Genomic DNA, 23,356 nt, shown 5'->3' with positions numbered 1-23,356 from the left:
TTAGCGGTCTGCCACATAACATTCATTAGACTTTCATCGAAAATACCAGCGTGTCGCGCCACTCGCCTCTGATCAGCACGTTCTTGCGATAAAAATCCACCTGCTGCATCCCGAGTTTCTCAAGCACATGAATGGACGCGACATTCTCCGGCCGGCTGGTCGCAAAGATTTCTCGCACGTTCCGCTCGCTCACCAGGTAGTCGACCAACCGCTTCGCCGCTTCGGTAGCGTAGCCCTTGTGCCAATAGCGGGGACTAAGTGAATAGCCGATCTCCGCCTCGGCACCGTCTTCCGACAAACTTGCCCGGTAGCTGCCTATCAGGCTGCCGTCGTTGAGCACCGCTGCCAGTTCCACGGTTCTTCTGTCGGGCAACGAATTCCCCAGTACACAGGCTGCTATATATTCTCCCGTCTGCTCGATCGTGTTAGGCCCCCATTCCTGATGCAAGACGACCTCGATCGAGCCGGCATATTCGTGCACTGCGTCGACATCGGACGGTTCCAGATCCCTGAGATAAAGACGCTCGGCAATCAGTTTCATATCGATGCAACCCCATCGCGCGCAACGATCCTGCCGCGGGCAACCACGAGCTTGCGAACCGGTCGAGAAACAACCGCTTGCGCGACTGTTTCAGCGTCTACCAAAACAAGATCGGCCCGCGCGCCTTTGTGCAATCCATAGTCCTCGAACCCGCAGGCCCACGCACCCAATGTACTGACGCAGTCAAACGCAAGCGCGAGATCTTCGTCGCGTCGAAGGTCGTAGCGCATGCCAACGAACATGGCCCGCTCGAGCATGTCGGGCTTGCCGAAAGGCGTCCACGTATCGCGTATTCCGTCGTTTCCCGCAAACAACGTTACGCCTGCCTCGATGCAAGCGCGCATGGAAGGGACGGGCACGGATGGCGGCGCCGTCGTCAACAGCGCGACGTCGAGATCCGCGATCCTCGCCAACAATGCATCGCGCTCGCGATCCGGCAACTGCCCCAGGCAAAACGCATGACTGACGACAACGCATCCCTGCATGCCTAAGGCCTTGACGCGGTCGAGCAGCAGGTTGAAGGTGAACGCGCCTATCTCGCCGGGTTCGTGAAGATGGATATCGACAGGCTTCTGAAGGCGGTTCGCAATCTCGAACGTGGTGTCGAGCGAGGTGACCGGGTCCTGGTCGATAAGCGCAGGGTCCAGTGCACCGAGCACGTCGGCTCCAGCCTTTAGTGCATCGTTTAGCAGCGCGTCGGTCCCTGGACGGCGCAGCATGCCCGACTGGGGAAACGCCACGACCTGTATCTCCATGACATCGGCCAGCGTTTCACGCGTCGCCAGCACGCCATGCAAATGCCTGAGCCCGGCGTCCGTGTCTATGTCCACATGCGTTCTAAGCCGCGTCGTCCCTGCTGCGAGAAAAGCCCGCGCAAGTGCGAGCGATTGCGCACCCGCGTCGTGCCCCGTGCTCGCGCGCCATGCTCGTTCGTTCTCGATCCTGTCGATGAGCCTCGGGCCCACATCGTTGCGATACCACGGCATGCCCCAGTTCGTTTTGTCGAGATGCGTATGGCCTTCGACAAACCCCGGCAGGACCAGCGCGCCCCGGCCGTTTTCGCGCATCACGTCAGCGCCGCGCTGCAGGTTCGGGCCAATTTCTTCTATCCGTCCACCTCTGACAGCAATATCCACGAGGGCGCTGTCCGGCAGACGGACGTTGGTGACCAACAAGCTATCGAGCACTGGAACTCCCGGAAACAGAAAAGACAATCAGCGGACTTCAAAGATCGCGTCTACTTCCACCGACGCTCCCGCTGGAAGCGTGGCAACACCCACCGCAGTCCGGGCGTGCCGGCCTCGTTCGCCGAACACCGCGAACATGAGATCGGAGGCACCGTTGATGACTTTTGGCACGTCAGGATAACCCGGCGTGCAATACACGAAGCCGCCCATCCGATGACAACTGACCACGCGGTCAAGGTCGCCATCGAGTGCGAGGTGAAGCGCTGCAAGCAGGTTGAGCCCGCAAATTTGCGCTGCCCATTGCCCTGTTTCAAGGTCGTGCTGTGCACCGACAGGACCGACGTATCGCACCTCGCCTTCCCATTCGCAAATCTGTCCCGCGAGGAAGATCAGCGAGCCCGAACGCGAGAACGGCTTGAACGCGCCGCGAGGCACAGGCACTTTCGGCAGCACGAGTCCAAGCGCCGCAAGGCGCCTTGCGGGTGAATCCGGGTTGGCCGGAACGGGCACGGATGTCATTGACGGTCCTCGATTAAAAAAGATGGGCCTTAAGCGAAAGAACGAATGAATGAAATGAAATGAAAGCATTCGCGACGAAGATCCAAGTGTGTCACAACATCTTGAACGAACAAAAGCGCATGATTGACGAGGCATTACATAGTCATTCAACAATTCCGCGTCGCTAACGGAGACCTCTTAGGGGCTGCCCGCACAGCCGCTCAGGCAGGTTTAAGCGCGGCCGGGGTTCAGCGAACATTTCCATCAAGGTGCATACTCTTCGATGGTCGCGCCGCTGCGACCGATTCACGCGTCGCAGCGCCAAGACCCTGCGACTTTGTCCGCGCCCCTCATTACCTCATTACTCCAATCTCCATGTCCCGCAGCCCGCAATCGTCGCGTCGTCTTGTCATTGCAGCGGTCATGGCTTCAATGGCAATGGTCGCCATCGAAGCCACCATCGTTTCCACCGCCATGCCGCAGATCGTCTCGCAGCTTGGCGACCTGCATCTCTATAGCTGGGTCTTCTCGTCGTTCCTGCTGACGCAGACCGCCATGACGGTCATCTTCGGCAAGCTCGCGGACCTGTATGGCCGCAAGCCCGTCGTTCTTGCCGGTATCGCGATCTTTCTGATCGGCTCCATACTTGCCGGTTTCGCCTGGTCGATGCCCGCAATGATCGTGTTCCGGCTGATCCAGGGAGTCGGCGCGGGCGCGATCCAGCCGGTCACGCTAACGATTGTCGCCGACCTCTACCCCGCGCGCGAACGCGGCAAGGTGCAAGGTTATCTGGCGAGTGTATGGGCCATATCGGCGGTGGTCGGACCAATGGTAGGCGGGCTCATCATCCACGACTTTTCGTGGGCCTGGATCTTCTGGATGAACGTGCCGATCGGCCTCGCGTCGGCGGCCGGGTTCATCGCGTTCCTGAAGGAATCCGAGCGGCACACGCGCCCCTCCATCGACTTTGCGGGGGCGGCGCTTTTCATGGTGTCGATCGCCGCGCTGATGATGTCGCTGACGTATGCAGGCAATGACGACGTCACGAAGGCATTGATCGCGGGCGGGTTCTTTATCGTGTGCCTGCTGTTCTTCCTGATGCAGGAGAAACGGGCAACCGAACCCATGATCTCGTTCGCGCTCTGGAGCCGCCGGCCGATCGCTGCGTGCAATGGATCGACCGTCTTGTCCGGCATGATCCTGATGGGCGCAACCACCTTCCTGCCGATGTATGTTCAAGGTGTCCTGCATCGCTCGCCGGTGATCGCGGGTCTTGCATTGACCATGATGATGGTCGGATGGCCCGTTGGCGCGACGCTGGCCGCGAAGTCGTTTCATCGGATCGGGCTGCGGCGCATCCTGATTGGCGGCAGTGCGTTTATTCCGGCCGGTGCGGTGTTCCTGATCGTGCTGTCGCCGGAAAGCTCGCCGCTCATCGCGGCGTTTGGTTCGCTCATCATGGGCTTCGGCATGGGAACGTCGAGCGTCAGTTCGCTCGTGCTGATCCAGGAGATAGTGGATGTTGCGCAGCGCGGCAGCGCGACTGCATCGAATCTATTCTCGCGTAATCTCGGCAGCACGATCGGCGCGACCTTGTTCGGCGCCGTGCTCAACTTCGGTCTCAGTCATTCGAACGGTGCGGCAGCGGTTACGTCAGATCAGTTGAGGGCCCTGCTTCAGAATCAGGTGACGAACCTCGGCAGCAGCGATGCAATCCGTCAGGTGCTGCATCAGTCGCTTCATCTGACGTTCCTGTCGATTTTCGTGATCGCGATTTTCGTCGTCGGGTTTCTCCTCTTCCTCCCTACGATCACGCTGGGGCACGTGAAGAAGATGCCGCTTGAGGCGTTATCGCCGATCGAAGACTAAGTGCATTAAAGGCCGGGCCGATTCAAGAGTCGGCCCGGTTCTGTGCAGTGCCTGCTCCTCCTTCATGCAGCGCAAAGCCCCCAACGCTCAATCCAACCGGCCCCTTCGCGGCCGCTATCCCGCCAGCCATTCTTTCAGAATACTTGCAACGAACCCGTCTAGCCACTAAAATGCGAATGATTCCCATTTATGGCAGATGACTTCGATGAAGCAGGCAGCAGTAATTTTTCGCACATCCCGTAGCGCGCCCATTACCGCACGTCGGGCATGAGATCGTGGCTGGTGCGGTTGCACCGTTGGTTCGGCCTTGGGATTGCGCTGTTCCTGTTCATGTCGGGTTTGACGGGTGCGATCATCGCGTGGGATCACGAACTGGATGCCGCGCTGAACCCGGAGTTCTTCGTGGCAAAGTCGTCTGCGTCTGCGTTGCCTACGCTGCCTGCACAGTCTCCGCTGGAACTGGCGAACCGGATTGAAGCCGCCGATCCGCGCGTGCAGGTCACGTACCTGCCGCTCGTGGCCGAGCCGGGCCATACGCTGCAGATGGGCGTGACACCTCGCACCAATCCGGCAACGGGCCTGCCCTACGAAATCAACTTCAACCAGCTTGCCGTCGATCCTGCCACCGGCGAGATCCAGGCGCGTCGCGAATGGGGCGCTGTCTCAGTCTCACGGCTTGAGTTGATCCCGTTCATCTACAAGCTGCACTACTCGTTGCATCTGCCAATACTGTCGATACGCGGCGGTATTGACCTCGGCATGTGGCTGATGGGCATTGTCGGGATCGTATGGTTGTTCGACAGCCTGATTGCGATCGTGCTCTCGTTTCCGAGTATCAAAAGCTGGCGCAAGTCGCTCGCGTTCCGCGTGAAGCGCGGTGGTTATGCGCTCACCTTCGACCTGCATCGCTCGGGCGGCGTGTGGGTGTGGGGTCTGCTGATGATGATCGCGCTCACCTCGGTCTCAATGAACCTGACGAACCCCGTCATGCGCCCGATTGTGTCGATGTTCTCGACGCTGGGCTCAACACCTTTCTCCGACCCCGGGCTGGCGTTGCCGGCCAGTCCGACTGCATCGCCGTTGAGCCGGGAACAGGTCGTTGAGATGGCGCGGGTCGCGGCGCGCCATGACGGCATCGATGCGCCGCCGGGCGGCCTGCTGTATTCGCCTTTGGTGAACGCTTATGGTGTGGGTTATTTCGAGGCCGGCAACGATCACGGCGATGCGGGTCTGGGCAACGCGTGGCTCTTCTGGAACGCGCAGACCGGGAAGTCTATCGGTACTCAGATTCCGGGCCGGGGATCGGCCGGCGACATCTTCATGCAGGCTCAGTTTCCGCTGCATTCGGGCCGCATCATCGGCTTGACGGGAAGGATCCTGGTCAGCGTCCTGGGTGTCGTAGTGGCCATGCTCAGCGCTACCGGGTTCCTGATCTGGATGAAGAAGGCGCGAGCGCGTCGCCGGTCAGCGAGCGGATCGAAAGTGAGCGTGGGGCGCGGCACGATTGCGTGAGGGGTGTTCGCTTACGTCTCCCACGGAGACGTTCATCTCCGTGGCGTGAGCGAAAATCTAAACGATCATCTGCCAGCCAAAGAACACCGCCAGCGAGACTGCAATGGTCAGCAAGGGCTTGCGCGTAAGCGCACATACGACAACGGCCACCACCGCCGCGATCAATTGCGAATTACGCCAGGTAAGCTCGGCAGCACCGCCGTGCGGTGCAAACGTCATTGGCACGATGATCGCCGTCAACACCGTCACCGGCACGAAATCAAGCGCCATGCGCACAATGGGCGGAAAGCTCAAGCGCTCACCGAACACGAAAACCGCAGAGCGGATGCCATAGGTAATCACCGCCATGCCCAGGATCAGAAGAGCGTATTTCATTTGGCACGCTCCATTTCCGCGGGGCGTTGCGTGGGACGTTGTGCCGGGCTTTGCCTGGAGTCGGTGGAGTCTTTTGCACGCATCGACAGCAGCATGCCCACCGCCACCCCCACCACGACTGCCGCTAGCAAACCGAGCTTGTATGGCCAGTCATTCCACGCAAACGACAACACGCCGGCGGCCAGCGCCGCTGCCACAAAACGCAACGCAACAAGCTGCGGCACGATGATCGCAATGAACGTGGCGACCATCGCGAAGTCGAGTCCCTTCGACTGGAGACCCGGAAACGCCGAACCGAACAGCAGTCCGGCGACGGTCCATATCTGCCAGTTCACATACATGGAAACGCCCGAGCCAAGGAAGTAATACGGCCCGGTTTCGCCCGGTGCCCGGCGCTGATAATGCGCGTACGAGACGGCAAATACCTCATCGGTCATGAACGCGCCGAGCGTCCAGCGCCAGCGCGCAGGCAAGTGCGCGACGTAGGGCGCAAGCGTTGCGGAGTACAGGACGTGACGCAGGTTGACGATGAACGTGGTTGCCCAGATCACCGCAAAACTCGCACGGCCGGCGATCAGCCCAAGCGCGATGAACTGCGCCGAGCCGGCAAATACCGCAAGCGACATGAACTGCACCGACCACGCATGCAGCGGACCGGTAGCGGCGAGTGTGCCGAAGATCACGCCAAATGGCGCGGCGCCGATCATCATGGGAATGGTATCGCGTGCGCCTGCGCCGAATTCGGTGAGGTTACGCGGCTGATGGGCCTGATGGCCTTGATGGCCTTGATGCGTTGAGTTCAAAGTCTCCTCCGTTGATAGCGAGGATAGGACGTGCCGCGGTCAAGCGCTTGTACGTTCTTGCGGTCGGGTTACATCGACAGGATGCGGTGCGCTAACACTCAACGCCAGCGTCCTGGCGACACGCCGAAGGTCTTTTTGAAGTGCCGGGTGAAATGGCTCTGGTCGGTGAAACCACTGGCCGCCGCCACGTCCGTCACCGGGACGCCCGCGCGCAAGGCATCGAGCGCGCGATTGACACGCATCTGGTTGCGCCACGCGTGAGGGGCAAGTCCGGTCTCGCGCGTGAACAGGCGCGCGGCATGGAAGGTCGAGAGTCCCACGGTCTGCGCGAGTTCGGCAAGCGATAACGGCTCAGTCAGGTCATCGGTCAGGCGGGCTTTCATCGCATTCACACGCACCGAGTCCTGACGCATGCGCTGTACCGGCTGGCGTTGTCCGGCATGACGTGCAAGCAGCGTGGATACCGCGTCGAGCAACGCATGTTCCGCCCCGAGCGGATCCAGGTCGGCTTCCATTGCCTGATGCGCGATCTGCACGCGTTGGGCGAGATCGGCGTCGCGGATGACATCGGCGGAGAACCACGGCATGGGCTGGGTGCGGCCTGCCACTTCGTTGGCGACCGACTGCACGAAATCGACCGGCAGATAAAACACGCGATACCGCCAGCCGAAATCCACCGCCCGCGCGCCGGTATGCAGTTCGCCCGGATTGATGACCGGCACCGAACCCGCCTCGGCCACGAAGTTCGATCCGCGATAGTCGTACTGCTCCGCGCCCGCTTCAATGACGGGAACGGTGTAGGCGTCGTGCCAGTGGGGCGTGAAGGAATGATCGTAATACTCGGCCGTGAGCATCTCCGCGCCGGGCACGAGCGACGAGCGCCAATAGCGCGCGGAATTGCTGAAACGGGAGACGGTCATGGCTTTGCGATGCCGCGGGCGGAAACCGCAAGTTTAGCCCGGGTCGCGTTTTCAGCGGATTTTGAATAACCCTGCCGTTTTTCCCGTGCCTGAAAGAGCCTCGATCAGACGGCCGCGGGAGACCTCTTGGTCTTGATGAAACTCGTCAGCTTCCTCCTGAGTTCCTGGTCCGCTCGTGCGAGCAGCAACGCCAGCACGATCGAAATGCCAGCCACGACCAGCGTCTGGACGATCGGGTTGAGCACCCGGATCTCGAACGACTCGAACACCAGCCGATAGACCGGGAAATGGATCACGTAGAGCGGATACGAGAGTTCGCCCAGCACCTTGCAGATACCCTTGCCAATACCTTCTATGGACACCGAGCACAGCAACGCGACCGACAACGGAACGAGCGTCAGCGAGTTGACGAATGCCACCTTGGGACTGCCGATGGCGAAGCACGCCAGCGCTGCGATCGTGACCATTGCCGTGAATGCAGGATGCGCCCTCTTATACTGAAGCCCCATCGAAAAGATGAAAACCCCGGCGAAGAATTCAGCAATAACGCGTGGGAATCCGAGCAGGAAACTCTCCGCCCGCCAGCCTGGATTGATTTGCCGAAAGATGACCGTGCAGGCAATAAATGCGATGAACGCGAGTATCGAATATTTGGCGCTCGGCAGTTTGCGAAACTTGTAAAGATAAGCGGCAAATACAACGTTGACGAATAACTCGAAGAATAGCGACCAGGATGGATCGTTCAACGGAAAGGTCGCGCCTACGATGGTGTCCGTGCCAAAAGGCCAGCCGATAGTATTAAAGTACGGCAGCCACGCCGCGCCCAGCACAGTGGCTGTCGCGAGCTGCGTGCCCGATATTTGCGGTGTGCCGGTTTTTGCCATCGACAGCAACACGGCGCAGACGCCGAGGGCCAGCCCCAGGAGGTAGAGCGGCGCGAGCCGGACGAGCCGCACGAAGGCGAATTCACGAAACGACATTCCGTTCAGGATCTTCTTGCCATAACTGTGCGCGATCACGAAGCCGGACAGCACGAAGAACAGGTCGACCGCGACCCACGCCCCGCCGAACCAGTCCCAGCCGGTGTGCTGTGTGTAGTGGTGAAGCATGACGGCGATTGCGGCAAGACCTCTCAAGCCGTCAAGCAAATCAAACCGGGTGGACTTTATGGCGTTCATAGTGGCGGACCGTCATTATCGAGCGCTCAGTGTAGGGTGGAAAAAATGCGATCCGCGCGCGTAAAAATATCCCTTCAGGTCGCCAAGTCGAGAAAATATTAGAAAATAATTCGATAAGGGGTTTCGGCGGCGGGGGCGGACCGTAGCCGACCACACGCATATCGCAGGGCAGTTGGCGTGGATTCACCTCGCCGACAACCTCGATACCTATTCGGGGTCAAGGCCATCCTGAGCGCTTGAGAGATCCTGCGTCACGCGCAGTCGTTTATCGCCCCATTGGAAAAGCCGGTTCCGCCGCCTGCTCCTTCGTTTCGCCGAGCGCGTGAATTTTGAATCGTTTAGAAAACAAAAGACTTGCTAATAGACTTTGCGATGTCGCGAGCCGGGTAACCAGACGATCGACGTAGACAGACCACTACACGTTTCAGGGGAAACATGAAAACTTCGAAGTTGTTGATGACGCTTGGCGTAGTCGCGCTTAGCGTGTTCGCACGTTTGACGCCGGTCCACGCGGAAGCGCTGGATGACATCCAAAAACGCGGCGTGCTGCGCGTGGCAGTGCCGCAAGATTTTGCGCCTTTCGGATCGGTCGGTCCGAGCATGCAACTGGAAGGGCTTGATATCGACGTGTCCGGGTTGCTTGCGAAGAAACTCGGCGCCAAGCTGGAACTGGTGCCGGTCACGAGCGCGAACCGCATTCCGTATTTGCAGACGAACAAGGTCGACCTGGTCATTTCGACGCTTGGCCGCGATGCGGAGCGCGACAAGGTCATCGACTTCTCGCAGTCGTATTCGCCTTATAACAATAGCGTGTACGGTCCCGCGAATATGAAAATTGACGGCCCTGCGGACATGGCGGGGAAGACGGTGGGTGTCGCTCGCGGTACCTTCGAAGACTTGATGCTGACGAAAAGCGTGCCGCCCTCCACCACGATCAAGCGTTTCGAGGACAACAGCGGCATGATCTCCGCGTACCTTGCGGGTCAGGTGCCGCTGGTGGGCACGGGCGACTTCGTGGCTAACAAGATTGCGGCGACCTTGCCGGCGTCGGCGCCGAACAAACCTGCGCTCAAGTATGTGATTCATGAGTCGGCGTGTCATGTCGGGTTGAACAAGAACGAGCCGAGGCTGATGGCGAAGGTCGATGCGATCCTCACCGAGGCGAAGAAAGACGGCGAGTTGAACGGTGTTGTCGAGAAGTGGCTGCATGTGCCATTGCCGCAGAAGATGGCACAGAGTATGGATTGAGTTTGTTGCGGGGCTGGGTTTGTACCGTCAGGTTGCTAAACGCCGGGGTTGATGCTGGGTTGGTGCTTTCGGCCGTGGTGGTCTGCGAGAGTCGGATTTTCTCTTTATCACTGTTAGCCACTGTGCGTGGCGGCACGTCATTTCTTTGTCCAAAGCGACAAAGAAACGAAGCAAAGAAAACGCTTTCAACCACGCTACCCTAAGTGTCCACAGCGTGCAGTTTTCACTCATAGGTGCCCCAAAAGCACGGTGCTCGCCAGAGCCACCGATGTGTGAAACCCTCCTTCTCGCGAATCCTGACACGAACACGCTTCGCCCCGTACGCTCTCGGGCAAGCACAATTGCCAAGGAACTCGCGCGGCCTCACGCGTACTGCCGACCGTGGTTTTTGATGGGTTAGCAGCCTGGTTCGTGCGGCCATATTCATGGATCACAGCTTGGTGCCTGGCAACTCGATGCGTGTTTAGTGTTTCAGTCTTTGGTGAGCTGACCGCGTGCTTACGCGGTTATTTTCGTCGATTGCGGCCTTACATATTTTGGGGCTTTATTACTTGGCGGGTTAGCGACGTGGTCCGTCTTGCGGACAAATTCGAAGGGTGGTTCTCCGCGGATAGCGCGGGGTGCTCCTTAGGCAGGTTCAATCACTGGTGGCGAAGCGTGTGGGTATCCGTGTTCGGAGAAGGAGGGGTTCACACATCCTTCGCTCTGGCGAGCACCGTGCTTTTGGGGCACCTATGAATCAAAACTGCACGCTGTGGACACTTAGGGTAGCGTGGTTGAAAGCGTTTTCTTTGCTTCGTTTCTTTGTCGCTAAGGACCAGGAAATGACGTGCCGCCACGCACAGTGGCTAATAGTGATAAAGAGAAAATCCAACTCTCGCAGACCACCACGGCCGAAAGCACCAACCCAGCATCAACCCCGACCACCACCCCAAAACCACCCCCGCCCAACCCTTCGTCAAATCGACTTCTGAAACGGCGCTCCGGAATGCTCGCGCAGCTCATTAAAAACGATCTTCGGCCACGCCTTCTTCGCCACATCAATTTCGGAAACATGCGAAGCGAGATACGTCGGCGCATTCGACGCATCCAGCGCAATACGAGCCGAATACGCATCGGTAAACCGACGCAATTCGGCGGCGTCATCGCACGTAACCCACCGCGACATCCGATACCGCGCCGGCATGATCCGCACATCCACCTTATATTCCGCCGACAACCGATGCGACACCACCTCAAACTGAAGCTGCCCGACAGCGCCCAGAATAGTCGACCCGCCAAGCACCGGACGGAAGACCTGAATCGCACCTTCATCGCCTAATTGCCGCAGCGCTTCACCAAGCTGCTTCGCCCGGATCGGATCAACCACTTCCACCGTCTGGAAAATTTCCGGCGCAAAGAACGGCAACCCGACGAACTGCAACAGTTCGCCCTCAGTCAATGTATCACCGAGGCTCAGCGTGCCATGATTCGGAATGCCAATGATATCGCCAGGGAACGCTTCACTCACGGTCTCGCGGCGTTGCGACAGGAACGTCACCACGTTATTCGCGCGGAAAGTCTTGTTGGTGCGCGTCACCTTCAGCGCCATGCCGCGCTCGAAATGTCCCGAACACACGCGAATAAACGCCACGCGGTCACGGTGCGCCAGATCCATGTTCGCCTGCACCTTGAACACCACGCCGGTAAAGCGCGGCTCTTCCGGCAACACCGGACGTTGCACGGACATACGCATGGACGGCGGCGGTGCAAGCTCGACGAGCGCGTCGAGAATTTCCTTCACGCCGAAGTTGTTGATCGCCGATCCAAACAACACCGGCGACTGTTCGCCTGCCAGAAACGCAGCGCGATCGAACGCGGGCGTCGCGCCCGTGATCAAATCGATTTCTTCTTTCGCACGCGCCCAGCTCGGGCCAAAGCGACGCTCACCGTCGGCATCGTCGAGCGCACGCACGGTTTCGACCGCGCCGCCGGCGGTATCCTGACCAGCGCGGAATACTCGCACCTGATCGTGCGCAATGTCGTAGACGCCCTGGAATTCCTTGCCCATGCCAATAGGCCAGGTGAACGGCACAGCGGCCACACCCAGGTGCTGCTCAATTTCATCGAGCAGGTCGAGCGGTTGACGCACTTCGCGGTCGAGCTTGTTGATGAACGTAAGGATCGGCGTGCGGCGGCTGCGGCAGACTTCAAGCAGCTTGAGCGTCTGCGCTTCAACGCCGTTGGCGCCGTCAATCACCATCACGGCGGCATCCACCGCCGTCAGCACGCGATACGTATCTTCGGAGAAGTCTTCGTGTCCCGGCGTATCAAGCAGGTTGATGACGCAATCGCCGTATTCGAACTGCATGACCGAACTCGCGACCGAAATGCCACGCTGCTTTTCGATTTCCATCCAGTCCGATGTCGCATAGCGGCTGCTCTTGCGCCCCTTCACGGTACCTGCAATCTGGATCGCGCCCGAAAACAGCAGCAGCTTTTCGGTCAGCGTGGTCTTGCCCGCATCAGGGTGGGAAATGACCGCGAAGGTGCGGCGCCGTTTGAGTTCGGAGAGTGACATCGGTACTGGAGAGAGCTGTGGGGTTGAGCATTCGGGCGGGAGGTGGCCCGAAAAATGGCCCGAAAAAGCCGCGTGGTGTGGATGATACACGAGGGGGGGTCTGCTCGTGCCGGGGCCTGCCTGCCGGCACAAACGAGAAGGGCCCCGACTGGATCGGGGCCCTTCTCGAAAACGCTAAAACTTGAAGCTTAAAACTTGATACAGCTTAGGGCTTCGGTGCCGACGACGGGATCGTCGTCGCTGCTGCATGCTTGTGCTTCTTGTGATGATGCTTCTTGGTCTTGTGCGTGGCGCTAGCCGGTGCTGCATCGGCAGCCGTCGCAGCGGCAGGAGCCGGAGCCGGTGCCGAAGCTTGTGCGAATGCGCCAGCGGAGAACAAAGCGACAAGCGTCGCGGCAACGAGTTGCTTTTTCATGGCAGTGAGATCCTTGAGGTTGATGTCGACTACGCGGCGACGACGTCGCGTGTACCCGTTTAACGTCTCACCCCGAAGTGTGTTGACACGATCCCAAAGAAAAAATGACGGCAGCCACACAATTTTTCTGTGTGCAGGATTCCTTCGATTAGTACACAAAGCCGGACCCTGTACCTCGTTTATTCCACTGCATGAAATTCAGCGCCAGTACATAACGTTGTTTGACAATCGATGCAGCTACCAATCCGCCGCATGTTTCACGACGTTCAAACCGGCGAGGTCGAATTTGCATCGACATCGGCTGAGGGTGATTCGATTCCATCTCGCTTCCCGAGCCAGATCCAGACCATTCCAGCGAGCAACGCGCAGGCAGCCATCACGCCGCTCATCGCGAAGATGCCGAGTATAGGAAACAGCAGCGCCACGAATGAACTCGACGCCGCGCCGCACAGCATCTGTATAGATGTCAGCAAGCCGCCCGCCACGCCCGCCAACTCTGGAATGGGATCGAGCGCGCCGCGTGCGGCACTGGGCGCAGCAAGCCCGAAGCAAAAAGTACTCACCACGAGCAAGGGCATGACAGTCGGCAACGAGGCTTGATGCAACACGCTCAGTGCAATCAAACCGAAAGTTGCGGCCAGCGTCGTGCAAATGGCAGTGGCAAGAATGCGCCGCGATTCGACACCGCCCGCCGCGATGAAACCGTTCACCGTTGCACCCGCGACAATGCCCGCGCCGGTCATCGCGAACATCGCGGCGTAGATGATCGGCCGGACATGCAGGATATGCAGCAGCACAAGCGGCGAACCCGCCACATACGCGAACATCCAGCCGAACCCAAAGCCGTTGATGAGAATATGCCCAATCACCGCGCGATGCGTCAGCGCGCGTCGATATCCATCGCGAAGTCCGGACAGGGCGAAGCCCCCGCTCTGCTGCGGCGCCGATTCCGTCAGGCCAGCCCACGTAGCAAGCGCCGCCAGCAATCCGCAGGCGGCCATGACGCCATATATTCCTCGCCATTCAATCGCCGCCAGCAATCCAACGCCAATTGAAGGCGCCACAATCGGCGCTACGTTCGCGACCACGGTGATGGCCGCGAGCCGGTGCTGCATCGCGTTGCCTTCGAACAGGTCGCGGACGATCGCAAGCGCAATCGTCATCCCCGCGCCCGCGCCAATGCCCTGCACCAGCCGGGCGCCGAGCAACACGGCAATGCCCGGCGCCAGCGCCGAAACAATCCCGCCCACGGTGAACAAGGCAAGGCCGAGCAGCAGCGTAGGCTTGCGGCCACGCGCATCGGAAAGAGGGCCGTATGCGATCGGCCCGACCGCGAAACCCGCCATGAAGAGACTCAGCGTGAGTCCGGCCTGACTCGCACTTGCGTCCAATGCGTTCGCTATATTGCCAAGCGCGGGCAACGCCATATCGATGGAAATGGGCGGCAACGCGGCCAACGCGCCTAGAAAAACAGCGAACAGGATGGATTGCGGCGCCAGCCGCCAGCGTTGTGTCACGTCGTCAGATCCGCTTCGTGTGCGGTGTCAGCACCACGCGGCCTTTCGTCCCCTCCGCCACCGCCCGGAAGGCGGCTTGCGCATCTTCCAGCACGAAGGTGCGCGCGATGGCCGGCGCTTTGTAGCTGCCGTCTTCGAAGCCCGGACGCAGCGCCTCCAGCATCTGCGCGGACGCTACCAGATCGCGCTTCAATGTATCGACGCCAATCAGGCGGCTCTCGTTATGATAGAAATCCGCGAGGTTGAAGGTGACTTCGCGACGATCCGACGCCGATATCTCCACCAGCCGTCCGCCCACTTTCAGCATGTGCAAGGCCGTTTCGAACATCGATCCGCCGACGGTATCGAATACGACAGCCGCACCGCCGTTCGTTGCTTCACGAATGCGTGCGATGGCATCGGGGGCTTGCGAGTCCACCATTGCATCGACGTAGGGACTCGTCGCGGCCGCGCCGCGCCCCACGCCCACTACCTTCGCGCCAATACGTTTCGCGATCTGCGAGGCCGCCCCGCCCACGCCGCCGAGCCCGATGATCGCGATGCTCTCGCCGGCCTGCAATTGCGCGGCTTCCACCACGGCGCACCACGCGGTGATGAAATTCACGCCGATCGCCGATGCCTCCTCGAACGTCAGATTGACCGGTTTGCGACGCAGGCTTGCAACCGGCACCACGACCTGTTCAGCATGCGTGCCGTCGCGCGTGAAACCCACGTCGCCGCCCGAGCCCCAGACCTCCGCGCCCAGCCACTCGGCAGGACCTGCGATGACCACGCCGGAATAGTCGCGGCCGGGCGTACGCGGCAGCGTCGTCTGGCTCATGCGCCCTTGCACGTTCTTTACGTCGCTTGGATTGATCGATGCCGCGAAGACCTGTACGACGGCTTCATCCCCGGAAGGCGCAGGCGCGGGCAAATCGCTGGTAATCAGGACCGATGGATCGCCGTGCTGGTTGAAACGCAGTGCTTTCATGATGTTCCTCCGTTGTCATGCCCGCATTATTGCCCCCGGCGCGCGTGGCGAAAAGGCGTCCATCCGCATAGAATCGTTGCGTCAAGTGGAAAGATGGACGGAATCAAGATGGACCCAATCGATGCCCGATGAAATCAACGACCTGCGCCTGTTCGCGCAGATGGTGGACGCCGGCAGCCTCTCGGCGGCAGCGCGCCGGACCGACGGCTCGACCGCCGCCATGAGCCGGCGGCTGGCCGCGCTGGAAAAGCGCCTGGGCGTGCGTCTCGTCACGCGGACGTCGCGGCGCTTCGACCTGACGGTGGAAGGCGCGCTGTTTCATGAACGCGCAGTGGCCATCCTGCATGCCGTCGACGACGCCGAGGCCGAGATCAGCGCTCAGGCGCGCGTGCCGCAGGGTTTGTTGTGCATCGGCGCGCCGTCGGAAATTGGGCGCAAGCAGATCGCGCCGCTGATTGAAGCATTCTCGGACCGGTATCCGGAGGTCGAGGTGCGGCTCGTGTTGTCCGATATCGGGCTGGATGTGATCGACGACAATCTCGACGTGGCATTGCGTATCGGCTTGCCCGCGGATACCGGCGTGATTGCGAAGAAACTGTTGTCGAGCCGGCGCATTGTGTGCGCGGCGCCGGAGTATCTGGCGCGGCACGGAATGCCGGTAACGCTGACCGATCTCGCCACGCACGATTGCCTGCGGCTCGTGCGCGGGCAGCGCGTTTTCGACAGATGGTTATTCGTGGAAGACGGCCGGCACCGCGAGATTCAGGTCCGCGGCACACTCTCGACCGCGAGCGGCGAAGTGCTTCACGACTGGGCGCTCAAAGGCCGCGGCCTTGCGCTGAAGGCGCTGTGGGACATAGAAGACGATTTGCGCGCGGGCAGGCTGATTGAGTGCCTTGCGCCCTATCACTGCGATGAAATCGAGTTATATGCGGTGTTTGCGAACCGGCGGCATTTGTCGCCGCGAGTGCGGGTCTTTCTCGATTTCGTGCAAGAGGCGCTCGGCGTAAAAAGCTCCGCGTGAAGCGCTCCGCTGCAAGATACGCGCGAATTACACTTCAGCTTGAGCGCTTTCTCACCGCGTTAGTTGGAAGCCAGCGGCATCCACGGGTCGTTGCCGGTCGCGGGATACATGAGCGAAACCTCTTTGCTCACACGAACGATTTCATGGATGTTATCCCTGAAGTTCGGGCTCTTTTCGTAGCTGATAAAGCCAGCATCTGCAACGGCGGACAAGGTCAGTAACGCGAAAGCGATGCGCTCGACGATCATAAAACGGTGGGGCATTTCCAAAGTTCCTTGAATCTTTCACTTTGGGAATTATAAGGGTTTTCACCTATCTTTTGCCAGTCCAAATTAGGTGCCGGTGACGGAAAACGACACCGTCCAACGCACTGCTTAGGGAATTATTGCCTCTTTTCATCATACGAAAAGCTGGCGTTAATTCGTCGCTGTATTGTCGTTGTCTCGTCGTTGCATTGCCGTTGAACACGATCAGGAAGGGGTAGTTAACGCCTATGGCAATCGAAGCCGAGCACCGCACCACGGCGCAATTCCCGCCGGAGGGCTTGAAAACGGAGCGTGTCGTGCTGCGTCCGGCCAGCAGCCAGTACACCGGCGCGCTGCTGATCTACCGGCTCGGCAATCGCGCGCACCTCGACCGCTGGGAGCCGTTGCGAGAAGACTCCTTCTTCACAATGCAAGCCGCGAATGAACGCATGGCGTTAATGGAAAACGCGATGGCCGCCGGCACTGCGCTGCATCTGTTGATTTTCGCGAGCGAACGCCGCAACGTGCTGATTGGCGACTGCCACTTCACGAATATCGTGCGCGGGCCGTTTCAGGCGTGTCATCTCGGCTATTCGATCGACGAGCATTACGAGGGGCGCGGGCTGATGCGCGAGGCGCTCGCTGCGGCGCTGGGTTTTATCTTCGATGCATACCGGCTGCATCGTGTCATGGCGAGTTATCGGCCGGAGAATGATCGCAGCGGGCGTCTGCTGGCCAGCCTCGGATTCGAGCATGAAGGGCTGGCCAAGGCGTATCTCAAGATCGACGGGCAATGGGCGGATCACGTTCTGACCTCGCTGGTGAACCCGAAAGATTAAGTGGGGAAGTGCGATGGAGCGGACCGCCGCCGGATTATGAGTTTGAGAACTTCCTCATCCGACGTTCGCTTCCTCAGCCACCCGCACCAGCACCTTGCCGAAATTACGGCCATCGATCATATCGAGGAACGCTTGCGGTGCGTTCTCCAATCCCACGGTGACATCCTCCAGATGCTTCACCTGACCGGCACGCAAAAAGCCGCCGACATCGAGCAGGAAAGCATCCCGATACCCAGGCAGGAACTCGTAGTTGATATAACCGCGCACCGTCAGGCTGCGCGTAAGAATCGCGCGCATGGTCGCGGCGAGGCCATCGTCGGCGTCAGCGTTGTTGCCCGACGTCTGCGCCATCAATCCGCAGACGGGCACACGGCCGTATTGATTGAGCAAAGGCAGCACAGCCTTCCACACCGCGCCGCCAATGTTCTCGAAATATACGTCGATACCCTTGGGACATGCATTCGCCAACTGGTTGGCGAAGTCGGGCGCGCGATGGTCAATGGCGGCATCGAAGCCAAGTTCGTCCACCACATAGCTGCACTTCTTCGCGCCGCCGGCAATGCCCACGACGCGGGCGCCAGCGATCTTGCCAAGCTGACCCACGAGCGAGCCCACAGGGCCGCTTGCCGCACCGACCACGACCGTCTCGCCAGGCTTAGGTTTGCCGATCGCCGCCATGCCGGCATATGCCGTGAAACCCGGCATGCCGAGCACGCCCAGATAAGCGCGCGTTGCAATACCCTCTGCGGATAATGGACTCAGGTTGCGGGCATCGGCCACCGCGTGACTGACCCAGCCCGCGTTCACGAGTACCTGGGCGCCGACCGGGAGCGTTGTGTTATTTGATTCGATTACCGTCGCCACGCTCTCGCCGGGCATGGCCTCGCCGATCTGTGCGGGTTTCGCGTAAGAACGTGCTTCGTTCATGCGGCCGCGCATGTACGGATCAAGCGATAGATAGTCGATGCGCAGCAACACCTGCCCTTCACCGGGCACGGGCATGGGCACTTCTTCGAGGCGAAAATCAGAGAGTGCGGCACGGCCGCCCGTGGGACGCGAGGCCAACACGATTTGTCGAGCGGTAGCTGAGGTCATGCGGTTTCTCCAGGATGCATCGCGGGGAAACCGAGCATATACGCGCGGGCGCAATCGCGCTTTGTCGAGCGCTCAGACGCGGGTGATTCGCTTGATTCGCCTAAGCAACCGATGCCATGAACGCATCGATTTCCGCCGCATCCGGTGACGTTGCCGGTCCGTAACGCGTCACCGCAATCGCCGCCGCAGCGTTCGCGCGACGAGCCGCCGCTCGTGCGTCGGCACCAGTGGCAAGTACGGCCAGGAACACGCCCGCGTGAGCGTCGCCGGCACCATTGGTGTCGACCGCTTTTACTGCGAAACCCGGCACATGGTCGCGTGTTTCACCCACGCGCAGATGACAGCCGGAAGCGCTATCGCGCACGATTGCGAGCGCGCCGGTTCTTAACCGCGCGATGATCGAGTCGAACGCTGCATCGAAATTGTCGGTATTGGCGAAACGCAACGCCTCAACCCGGTTGCTCGTCCAGATTGATACGACGGCCAGCATGCGCGCAAGCAACGTTGCATCGATAGCATCGACAAGCGGTCCCGGATCAAAAGCCACCCGCGTTTCAGAAGGCAAATGCTCAAGCCAGTCGACAAGCACAGAGCCCTTGTCCGCAAGCATCAGGCTATAACCGCTGACATAAACAATATCGCGCGCGTTCACCGAGAGCGCATCAAGCACGTGCCGCTCGAGCACGCTTTCCGCCCCCATGTGCGAGACGAACGTGCGCTCGGCGGATGCATCGACAATGGCGACGCACAAGCCCGTGTCCCGGTCCGCGACCTCCGGCCCCGCAATCTCCACGCCTTCCTGCGCTAACGCCTGACGCGCCATGTCGCCGAAACGGCCATGTCCATGACCGCCCGGATACACCACGCGCATGCCGCTGCGCCGCGCTGCCGCCATTACGTTGAAACCGCCGCCTACTTCGAAGCTTGCGTTGTGCGCAAGCACGTCGCCACCGGGCGCGGGCAGCGTATCGATCTGCATGACCAGATCGACAATCACCTGCCCCGTATGAATCAATCTCGATGCCTGCTGTGAGTCTCTTTGCGTCATGCTGTCTTCCAACGTTTGGCCGTACCGCGCGCGCCGCCCAGAAGCGCATACATGCCTGCGGCCACCACGAACGTCACGATCCATCCGAGGCCATTACGTCCGAACCAGGAGTCCGCGAAAATGCCGTGGATCGCACCCGTGGAGATGAAACAAAAACCAAGCACGATCGCCAGTGCCCACGTACCGAACGCACGCCATTCAATGCCGCCTTTGTACCAGTACGCGCTACGCGGAGAGACATCGAGCAAGTCGGCCGGGGAATATTCCTGGCGATGAATCAGATCCACCACGAAGATACCGACCCACGCCGTGATAGGCACCGCCAGCAGTGAAATGAAACCGATGAACGGACCATAGAAGCTCCCGGCAATCAGCATGAAGTAGATCGAACCCGTGAAGATCACCACGACGTCGACCACCACCGCCTGCACGCGCTTCACCTTCAGGCCAAGCGTGAGTGTCGTCAAACCGGCCGAATACACGGACAGGTAATTGGACAGCAGCAAGCCGCCGAACGCTGTGATCAGGTATGGAATAGCCATCCATGGTGGCAACATTTCGCGGATCGCGGCGATCGGGTCCGTAGCCGACGCGAGATGATCGTTGCCAACCGACAGCAGCGCGCCGAGCGTGACGAGAAGGATCAGCGGAATGCCCGCGCCGAACGCAGCGGACGCCACCAGCGCCGGTCCCTTGACCGCAGGCGCCTGATAGCGCGACATATCGGCGCCCGCATTGGCCCAGCCAATCCCCGTACCTGCTGCAATCGTGCCAATACCGATAATGACGGCGCTCAACGGCGCGGGCGTCGCGTTGAACACAGCATGCCAGTCGATCGCCGTCACGAGAAAGCCGGCCACCAGCAAGTTGAGCACGCCGAAGACATAGGTGGACCATTTCTGGATCACGAGCAGCGTAGCGTGACCGAGTCCTGACACGATCAACGTCAGCACCACGAACACGGCGATGAACACGAGCGTCAGTACCGGTGCGTTCCTGGCTTCAGCGGGCGTGCCGAACACGATGGTTGCAAGCGACAGCAGCACGTACGCCGCGGTGGTCGTGTTGACGGTCTCCCAGCCGAGCCGTGACAACAGCGAGACGATGGTCGGCCCAATGTTGCCGCGCACGCCGAAGATCGCACGCGACAGCGTGAGACTCGGCGCATGCCCGCGCCGCCCCGCAATCGAGATCACGCCGACGATCGCAAACGATCCCGCCGCGCCGATCACCGCGACAAGCGCCGCCTGCCAGATCGCGAGATGCTGGAAAGCAACCAGCGTCGCGCCGAGCGGCAGTCCAAGGATGCTGATGTTGGCGGCGAACCAGACCCAGAAAAGCTGCAGCGGATGCCCATGACATTCGCCTTCCGGTACAGGTTCGATACCACGCGTCTCGACCCGGCGAGCGCTGTTTGACGTGCGTGACGAAGCCATCTGAGTCCGATCTCCAGATTAAAGGGTACAGCGGGGTGCTGCGAAAAATGCGTTAAAGCACGTTAAAGCGCGTCAGGCAGTCGCAGCGCGCAGTCCAAGCAAACGGTCGACCAGCGGCTCGAGATCGAGCGAATTCACGCGGCGAATGGTTTCGATGGGACCGGCCGGCAACGCGTCGTAACCCGCGCACGCGCCGAGGATCGCACCAAGCATGGCGGCGATCGTGTCGGTGTCTCCGCCCAGGCTCGCTGCAGCCCCCAGGGCGGCTTCGATCGTGCTGTCACATGTATCCAGATCAAAGGCCAGCGCGAAGGTCGCCACGACCGATTCCTGCGATGCCACCGACGTACCGATCACGTCGTAGATCGTGTCCGCCACCTCGTGCCCGGCGCAATTGCGCATCAGCTCACGGGCATGGCGAATGCGCGGCGCAATGCGCCCGCCCGCCACCCAGAAGCCACGGCTGTCGGCAGCCTCGGCCATCGAAATGCCCGCTTCCAGCGCTTCAACCAGGCTCGCGCCATTCAGTCCGGCCGATACCGCTGCCGCCACCGCCGCCGCGCTCGAAATGCCAAGCGTGGTGTTATGCGTCACGACACACGACTGCACGACGGCATCGATAAACTGGTCATGGCGCCTCAGGTCGAACGCAATCCCGACTGGCGTCACGCGCATGGCTGCGCCGTTGGTCGTACCAAAACGGCCCGTGCGCAGAGGGTCTTCACCGGCGGCAATGCGCACGATGGCCTGTTTCGTCGATGGTCCGAGCAGATCGAGCGAACCGCGCGCCTTCATGGACGCTTCCCATTCGATCAACGCATGCGCAAACGCCATCGGTTCGATCTTGCCGTGGCCATCGGCCAGCAAATGCGCAACGAGGACCGCTTGTTCCGTGTCGTCAGTGATGGAGCCAGCCCGAAGACCCGGCGCAATCGGTTGATCCGGAAACGCGTTTTCCAGCTTGTCGATCCGTCCAAACTGCTCGACGATGCGCTCGCGGCTGAGTGCCTGGGTCGGCATGCCGAACGCGTCGCCGAGTGCAAGACCGTAGAAGGCGCCGCGTGCGCGATCCGCCAATGTGGGGTGATTCAAAAGCAAAGACGAAGACATCAGAATTCCAGGTGTAGTGCAAAAAAAGCCGGGTCCAGCAAGCTCACGACATACTCGATAATCCGTTCATCCCGATCCCGCGTGAGCCGTCGCGAACGCAGGAACGAGGTGCCGGCGCGACGCTTGAGCAAGCGTGCATCGGCCGCTTCCAGACCGACCACTTCGGCCCACTGTTCGCCGTGATGCGGCACCATGCCGTGCTCGATCAACGTCCGGTTCAGCGAGCCGCCCACCAGCCCTTCCAGCGGCAACGCCGCGAGGTCGTCGTTGAACGGCAAGCGGCTGCGTTCGAGCGAAATGCACTGCGCCTCAGCGTCGGCGCCGATCACGCGCATCCGGTCGATCGCCACGAAGGCCGTGCGCTCAAGCTTCAACTCCTGCGCAAGCGTCTCGTCTTCGATCAGCGCAATCTGCAGCAAACGGGTCTGCGCGCCGCCGCCCACTTTTTCTATCGCAGTGGTCCAGCCGAGCGTCCCGTCAATCGCCTGACCATTGAACGTCACGAACGAGCCGATACCCCCCTTGCGCGTAATCAAACCGCCGCTGGTCAGAAGATCCAACCCCTTGCGTACGGTGTTGCGGCTGACCGCAAAACGCTCGACCAGCTCATTCTCGCTTTCGAGTTGCTGCCCGAACGGCAGACGCCCGGTGAGGATGTCCTGCTCGATCGTGGCGGCAACCATATGTGCCTTCGAGCGCCCGACCTCTGCGGTTTTTACTGCTCGTTTAACCATGGTGTGACTCCTGTGCCGATGAGATTGGAAGGTCCAGTCCCTGAAAAAGCACAAGTATGCACATGTTTTGCTAAAAAACGGCACACGAAGCGTGATTGAAAGATTCAATCATCGACGTTGCCTTAGTCCTGGTTGCTTGTTCTTTTTATGAACCTTTAAAAAGAACATGTAGGAACATGTACATAATTTAAGACGTCATATTATGATGGTCAAGCGGGAATTGATAAGGGGA

Annotated in this window: 22 protein-coding genes; 5 read left to right on the top strand and 17 right to left on the bottom strand. The window is 60.2% G+C overall.

Features of this window, described 5'->3' with window-relative positions; all coding sequences use genetic code 11:
* Positions 1-25: 25 nt before the first annotated feature.
* From HB376_RS24235 to HB376_RS24225, 3 genes are read right to left on the bottom strand one after another with little or no spacing between them, the layout of a single operon-like run.
* Positions 26-541 carry a GNAT family N-acetyltransferase gene (locus HB376_RS24235; RefSeq protein ID WP_213766213.1) on the bottom strand — a complete coding sequence of 172 codons (516 nt, stop codon included), beginning with the start codon at positions 539-541 and terminating at the stop codon, positions 26-28.
* Entirely contained in the window at positions 538-1,728 is a 1,191-nt protein-coding gene (locus HB376_RS24230; RefSeq protein WP_213766212.1) for an amidohydrolase, read from the bottom strand. Before HB376_RS24230 ends, HB376_RS24235 begins: the two co-directional genes overlap by 4 nt.
* A gap of 27 nt (positions 1,729-1,755) precedes the next feature.
* Positions 1,756-2,247 carry a RidA family protein gene (locus HB376_RS24225; protein WP_213766211.1) on the bottom strand — a complete coding sequence of 164 codons (492 nt, stop codon included), beginning with the start codon at positions 2,245-2,247 and terminating at the stop codon, positions 1,756-1,758.
* Positions 2,248-2,601: 354 nt separating this feature from the next.
* Here HB376_RS24225 and HB376_RS24220 point away from each other — a divergent pair, with 354 nt between their 5' ends.
* Positions 2,602-4,095 (top strand): MDR family MFS transporter, encoded by a 1,494-nt coding sequence (locus tag HB376_RS24220; RefSeq protein WP_213766210.1) that lies wholly within the window; start codon positions 2,602-2,604, stop codon positions 4,093-4,095.
* A 267-nt stretch (positions 4,096-4,362) separates the two neighbouring features.
* Positions 4,363-5,607 carry a PepSY-associated TM helix domain-containing protein gene (locus tag HB376_RS24215; RefSeq protein WP_213766209.1) on the top strand — a complete coding sequence of 415 codons (1,245 nt, stop codon included), beginning with the start codon at positions 4,363-4,365 and terminating at the stop codon, positions 5,605-5,607.
* Between the two features lie 57 nt (positions 5,608-5,664).
* On the opposite strand, the gene HB376_RS24210 is transcribed toward HB376_RS24215, so the two are convergent.
* The 4 genes from HB376_RS24210 to HB376_RS24195 all read right to left on the bottom strand — a co-directional run bounded on the left by HB376_RS24210 (position 5,665) and on the right by HB376_RS24195 (position 8,883).
* A complete protein-coding gene (locus HB376_RS24210) occupies positions 5,665-5,982 on the bottom strand; it encodes an AzlD domain-containing protein (protein ID WP_213766208.1) in 318 nt (105 codons plus the stop codon).
* Positions 5,979-6,692, bottom strand: coding sequence for an AzlC family ABC transporter permease (locus tag HB376_RS24205; RefSeq protein WP_213766294.1), 714 nt, complete (start codon positions 6,690-6,692; stop codon positions 5,979-5,981). The genes HB376_RS24210 and HB376_RS24205 overlap by 4 nt, the downstream gene beginning before the upstream one ends.
* Positions 6,693-6,883: 191 nt before the next feature.
* On the bottom strand, positions 6,884-7,705 hold the full coding sequence (locus HB376_RS24200; protein ID WP_213766207.1) for an AraC family transcriptional regulator: 822 nt from the start codon (positions 7,703-7,705) through the stop codon (positions 6,884-6,886).
* A gap of 104 nt (positions 7,706-7,809) precedes the next feature.
* On the bottom strand, positions 7,810-8,883 hold the full coding sequence (locus HB376_RS24195; protein WP_213766206.1) for an acyltransferase: 1,074 nt from the start codon (positions 8,881-8,883) through the stop codon (positions 7,810-7,812).
* A 435-nt stretch (positions 8,884-9,318) separates the two neighbouring features.
* Between HB376_RS24195 and HB376_RS24190 the strand changes: the two genes are divergently transcribed.
* A complete protein-coding gene (locus HB376_RS24190) occupies positions 9,319-10,131 on the top strand; it encodes a transporter substrate-binding domain-containing protein (protein WP_213766205.1) in 813 nt (270 codons plus the stop codon).
* A 958-nt stretch (positions 10,132-11,089) separates the two neighbouring features.
* Here the strand turns inward: HB376_RS24190 and HB376_RS24185 are convergent.
* The 4 genes from HB376_RS24185 to HB376_RS24170 all read right to left on the bottom strand — a co-directional run bounded on the left by HB376_RS24185 (position 11,090) and on the right by HB376_RS24170 (position 15,593).
* Positions 11,090-12,691, bottom strand: a complete 1,602-nt coding sequence (locus HB376_RS24185) for a peptide chain release factor 3 (RefSeq protein WP_089163638.1) — start codon at positions 12,689-12,691, stop codon at positions 11,090-11,092.
* Positions 12,692-12,896: 205 nt separating this feature from the next.
* Positions 12,897-13,106: a hypothetical protein gene (locus HB376_RS24180; RefSeq protein WP_213766204.1), complete on the bottom strand. Its 210-nt coding sequence runs from the start codon at positions 13,104-13,106 to the stop codon at positions 12,897-12,899.
* Between the two features lie 266 nt (positions 13,107-13,372).
* Positions 13,373-14,623 (bottom strand): multidrug effflux MFS transporter, encoded by a 1,251-nt coding sequence (locus HB376_RS24175; protein WP_213766203.1) that lies wholly within the window; start codon positions 14,621-14,623, stop codon positions 13,373-13,375.
* Positions 14,624-14,627: 4 nt separating this feature from the next.
* The gene (locus HB376_RS24170) at positions 14,628-15,593 is read right to left on the bottom strand and encodes a zinc-binding alcohol dehydrogenase family protein (protein ID WP_213766202.1); all 966 of its coding nucleotides are present in this window, start codon (positions 15,591-15,593) and stop codon (positions 14,628-14,630) included.
* A gap of 121 nt (positions 15,594-15,714) precedes the next feature.
* On the opposite strand from HB376_RS24170, the gene HB376_RS24165 reads away from it, so the two are divergent.
* Positions 15,715-16,617: a LysR family transcriptional regulator gene (locus HB376_RS24165; protein ID WP_213766201.1), complete on the top strand. Its 903-nt coding sequence runs from the start codon at positions 15,715-15,717 to the stop codon at positions 16,615-16,617.
* A gap of 59 nt (positions 16,618-16,676) precedes the next feature.
* Here the strand turns inward: HB376_RS24165 and HB376_RS24160 are convergent, their stop codons facing one another.
* Positions 16,677-16,880, bottom strand: coding sequence for a hypothetical protein (locus HB376_RS24160; protein WP_213766200.1), 204 nt, complete (start codon positions 16,878-16,880; stop codon positions 16,677-16,679).
* Positions 16,881-17,110: 230 nt separating this feature from the next.
* On the opposite strand from HB376_RS24160, the gene HB376_RS24155 reads away from it, so the two are divergent.
* Entirely contained in the window at positions 17,111-17,701 is a 591-nt protein-coding gene (locus HB376_RS24155; protein WP_213766199.1) for a GNAT family N-acetyltransferase, read from the top strand.
* A 54-nt stretch (positions 17,702-17,755) separates the two neighbouring features.
* Here the strand turns inward: HB376_RS24155 and HB376_RS24150 are convergent, their stop codons facing one another.
* The 5 genes from HB376_RS24150 to HB376_RS24130 form a co-directional block, all read right to left on the bottom strand.
* On the bottom strand, positions 17,756-18,796 hold the full coding sequence (locus HB376_RS24150) for an NADP-dependent oxidoreductase (protein WP_213766198.1): 1,041 nt from the start codon (positions 18,794-18,796) through the stop codon (positions 17,756-17,758).
* 100 nt (positions 18,797-18,896) lie between these two features.
* Complete coding sequence (locus tag HB376_RS24145; RefSeq protein WP_213766197.1) at positions 18,897-19,844, bottom strand: PfkB family carbohydrate kinase; 948 nt, start codon at positions 19,842-19,844, stop codon at positions 18,897-18,899.
* A complete protein-coding gene (locus HB376_RS24140; protein WP_213766196.1) occupies positions 19,841-21,280 on the bottom strand; it encodes a cytosine permease in 1,440 nt (479 codons plus the stop codon). The genes HB376_RS24145 and HB376_RS24140 overlap by 4 nt, the downstream gene beginning before the upstream one ends.
* A 72-nt stretch (positions 21,281-21,352) precedes the next feature.
* Positions 21,353-22,390, bottom strand: a complete 1,038-nt coding sequence (locus HB376_RS24135) for an ADP-ribosylglycohydrolase family protein (protein ID WP_213766195.1) — start codon at positions 22,388-22,390, stop codon at positions 21,353-21,355.
* The gene (locus HB376_RS24130) at positions 22,390-23,124 is read right to left on the bottom strand and encodes a GntR family transcriptional regulator (RefSeq protein ID WP_213766194.1); all 735 of its coding nucleotides are present in this window, start codon (positions 23,122-23,124) and stop codon (positions 22,390-22,392) included. Before HB376_RS24130 ends, HB376_RS24135 begins: the two co-directional genes overlap by 1 nt.
* Positions 23,125-23,356: the final 232 nt, after the last annotated feature.

The sequence above is a fragment of the Caballeronia sp. dw_19 genome (genome assembly GCF_018449515.1).
In the GTDB taxonomy this organism is placed as follows: Bacteria; Pseudomonadota; Gammaproteobacteria; order Burkholderiales; family Burkholderiaceae; genus Caballeronia.
This window is presented reverse-complemented; position numbering and strand designations above follow the sequence as displayed.

What these genes read in the sequence shown, in the direction of transcription:
- HB376_RS24235 (WP_213766213.1), bottom strand. Translation starts at nt 541, where the DNA reads ATGAAACTGATTGCCGAGCGTCTTTATCTCAGGGATCTGGAACCGTCC.
- HB376_RS24225 (WP_213766211.1), bottom strand. Translation starts at nt 2,247, where the DNA reads ATGACATCCGTGCCCGTTCCGGCCAACCCGGATTCACCCGCAAGGCGC.
- HB376_RS24220 (WP_213766210.1), top strand. Translation starts at nt 2,602, where the DNA reads ATGTCCCGCAGCCCGCAATCGTCGCGTCGTCTTGTCATTGCAGCGGTC.
- HB376_RS24215 (WP_213766209.1), top strand. Translation starts at nt 4,363, where the DNA reads ATGAGATCGTGGCTGGTGCGGTTGCACCGTTGGTTCGGCCTTGGGATT.
- HB376_RS24210 (WP_213766208.1), bottom strand. Translation starts at nt 5,982, where the DNA reads ATGAAATACGCTCTTCTGATCCTGGGCATGGCGGTGATTACCTATGGC.
- HB376_RS24205 (WP_213766294.1), bottom strand. Translation starts at nt 6,692, where the DNA reads ATGATGATCGGCGCCGCGCCATTTGGCGTGATCTTCGGCACACTCGCC.
- HB376_RS24200 (WP_213766207.1), bottom strand. Translation starts at nt 7,705, where the DNA reads ATGACCGTCTCCCGTTTCAGCAATTCCGCGCGCTATTGGCGCTCGTCG.
- HB376_RS24195 (WP_213766206.1), bottom strand. Translation starts at nt 8,883, where the DNA reads ATGAACGCCATAAAGTCCACCCGGTTTGATTTGCTTGACGGCTTGAGA.
- HB376_RS24190 (WP_213766205.1), top strand. Translation starts at nt 9,319, where the DNA reads ATGAAAACTTCGAAGTTGTTGATGACGCTTGGCGTAGTCGCGCTTAGC.
- HB376_RS24185 (WP_089163638.1), bottom strand. Translation starts at nt 12,691, where the DNA reads ATGTCACTCTCCGAACTCAAACGGCGCCGCACCTTCGCGGTCATTTCC.
- HB376_RS24180 (WP_213766204.1), bottom strand. Translation starts at nt 13,106, where the DNA reads ATGAAAAAGCAACTCGTTGCCGCGACGCTTGTCGCTTTGTTCTCCGCT.
- HB376_RS24170 (WP_213766202.1), bottom strand. Translation starts at nt 15,593, where the DNA reads ATGAAAGCACTGCGTTTCAACCAGCACGGCGATCCATCGGTCCTGATT.
- HB376_RS24165 (WP_213766201.1), top strand. Translation starts at nt 15,715, where the DNA reads ATGCCCGATGAAATCAACGACCTGCGCCTGTTCGCGCAGATGGTGGAC.
- HB376_RS24160 (WP_213766200.1), bottom strand. Translation starts at nt 16,880, where the DNA reads ATGCCCCACCGTTTTATGATCGTCGAGCGCATCGCTTTCGCGTTACTG.
- HB376_RS24155 (WP_213766199.1), top strand. Translation starts at nt 17,111, where the DNA reads ATGGCAATCGAAGCCGAGCACCGCACCACGGCGCAATTCCCGCCGGAG.
- HB376_RS24150 (WP_213766198.1), bottom strand. Translation starts at nt 18,796, where the DNA reads ATGACCTCAGCTACCGCTCGACAAATCGTGTTGGCCTCGCGTCCCACG.
- HB376_RS24145 (WP_213766197.1), bottom strand. Translation starts at nt 19,844, where the DNA reads ATGACGCAAAGAGACTCACAGCAGGCATCGAGATTGATTCATACGGGG.
- HB376_RS24140 (WP_213766196.1), bottom strand. Translation starts at nt 21,280, where the DNA reads ATGGCTTCGTCACGCACGTCAAACAGCGCTCGCCGGGTCGAGACGCGT.
- HB376_RS24135 (WP_213766195.1), bottom strand. Translation starts at nt 22,390, where the DNA reads ATGTCTTCGTCTTTGCTTTTGAATCACCCCACATTGGCGGATCGCGCA.
- HB376_RS24130 (WP_213766194.1), bottom strand. Translation starts at nt 23,124, where the DNA reads ATGGTTAAACGAGCAGTAAAAACCGCAGAGGTCGGGCGCTCGAAGGCA.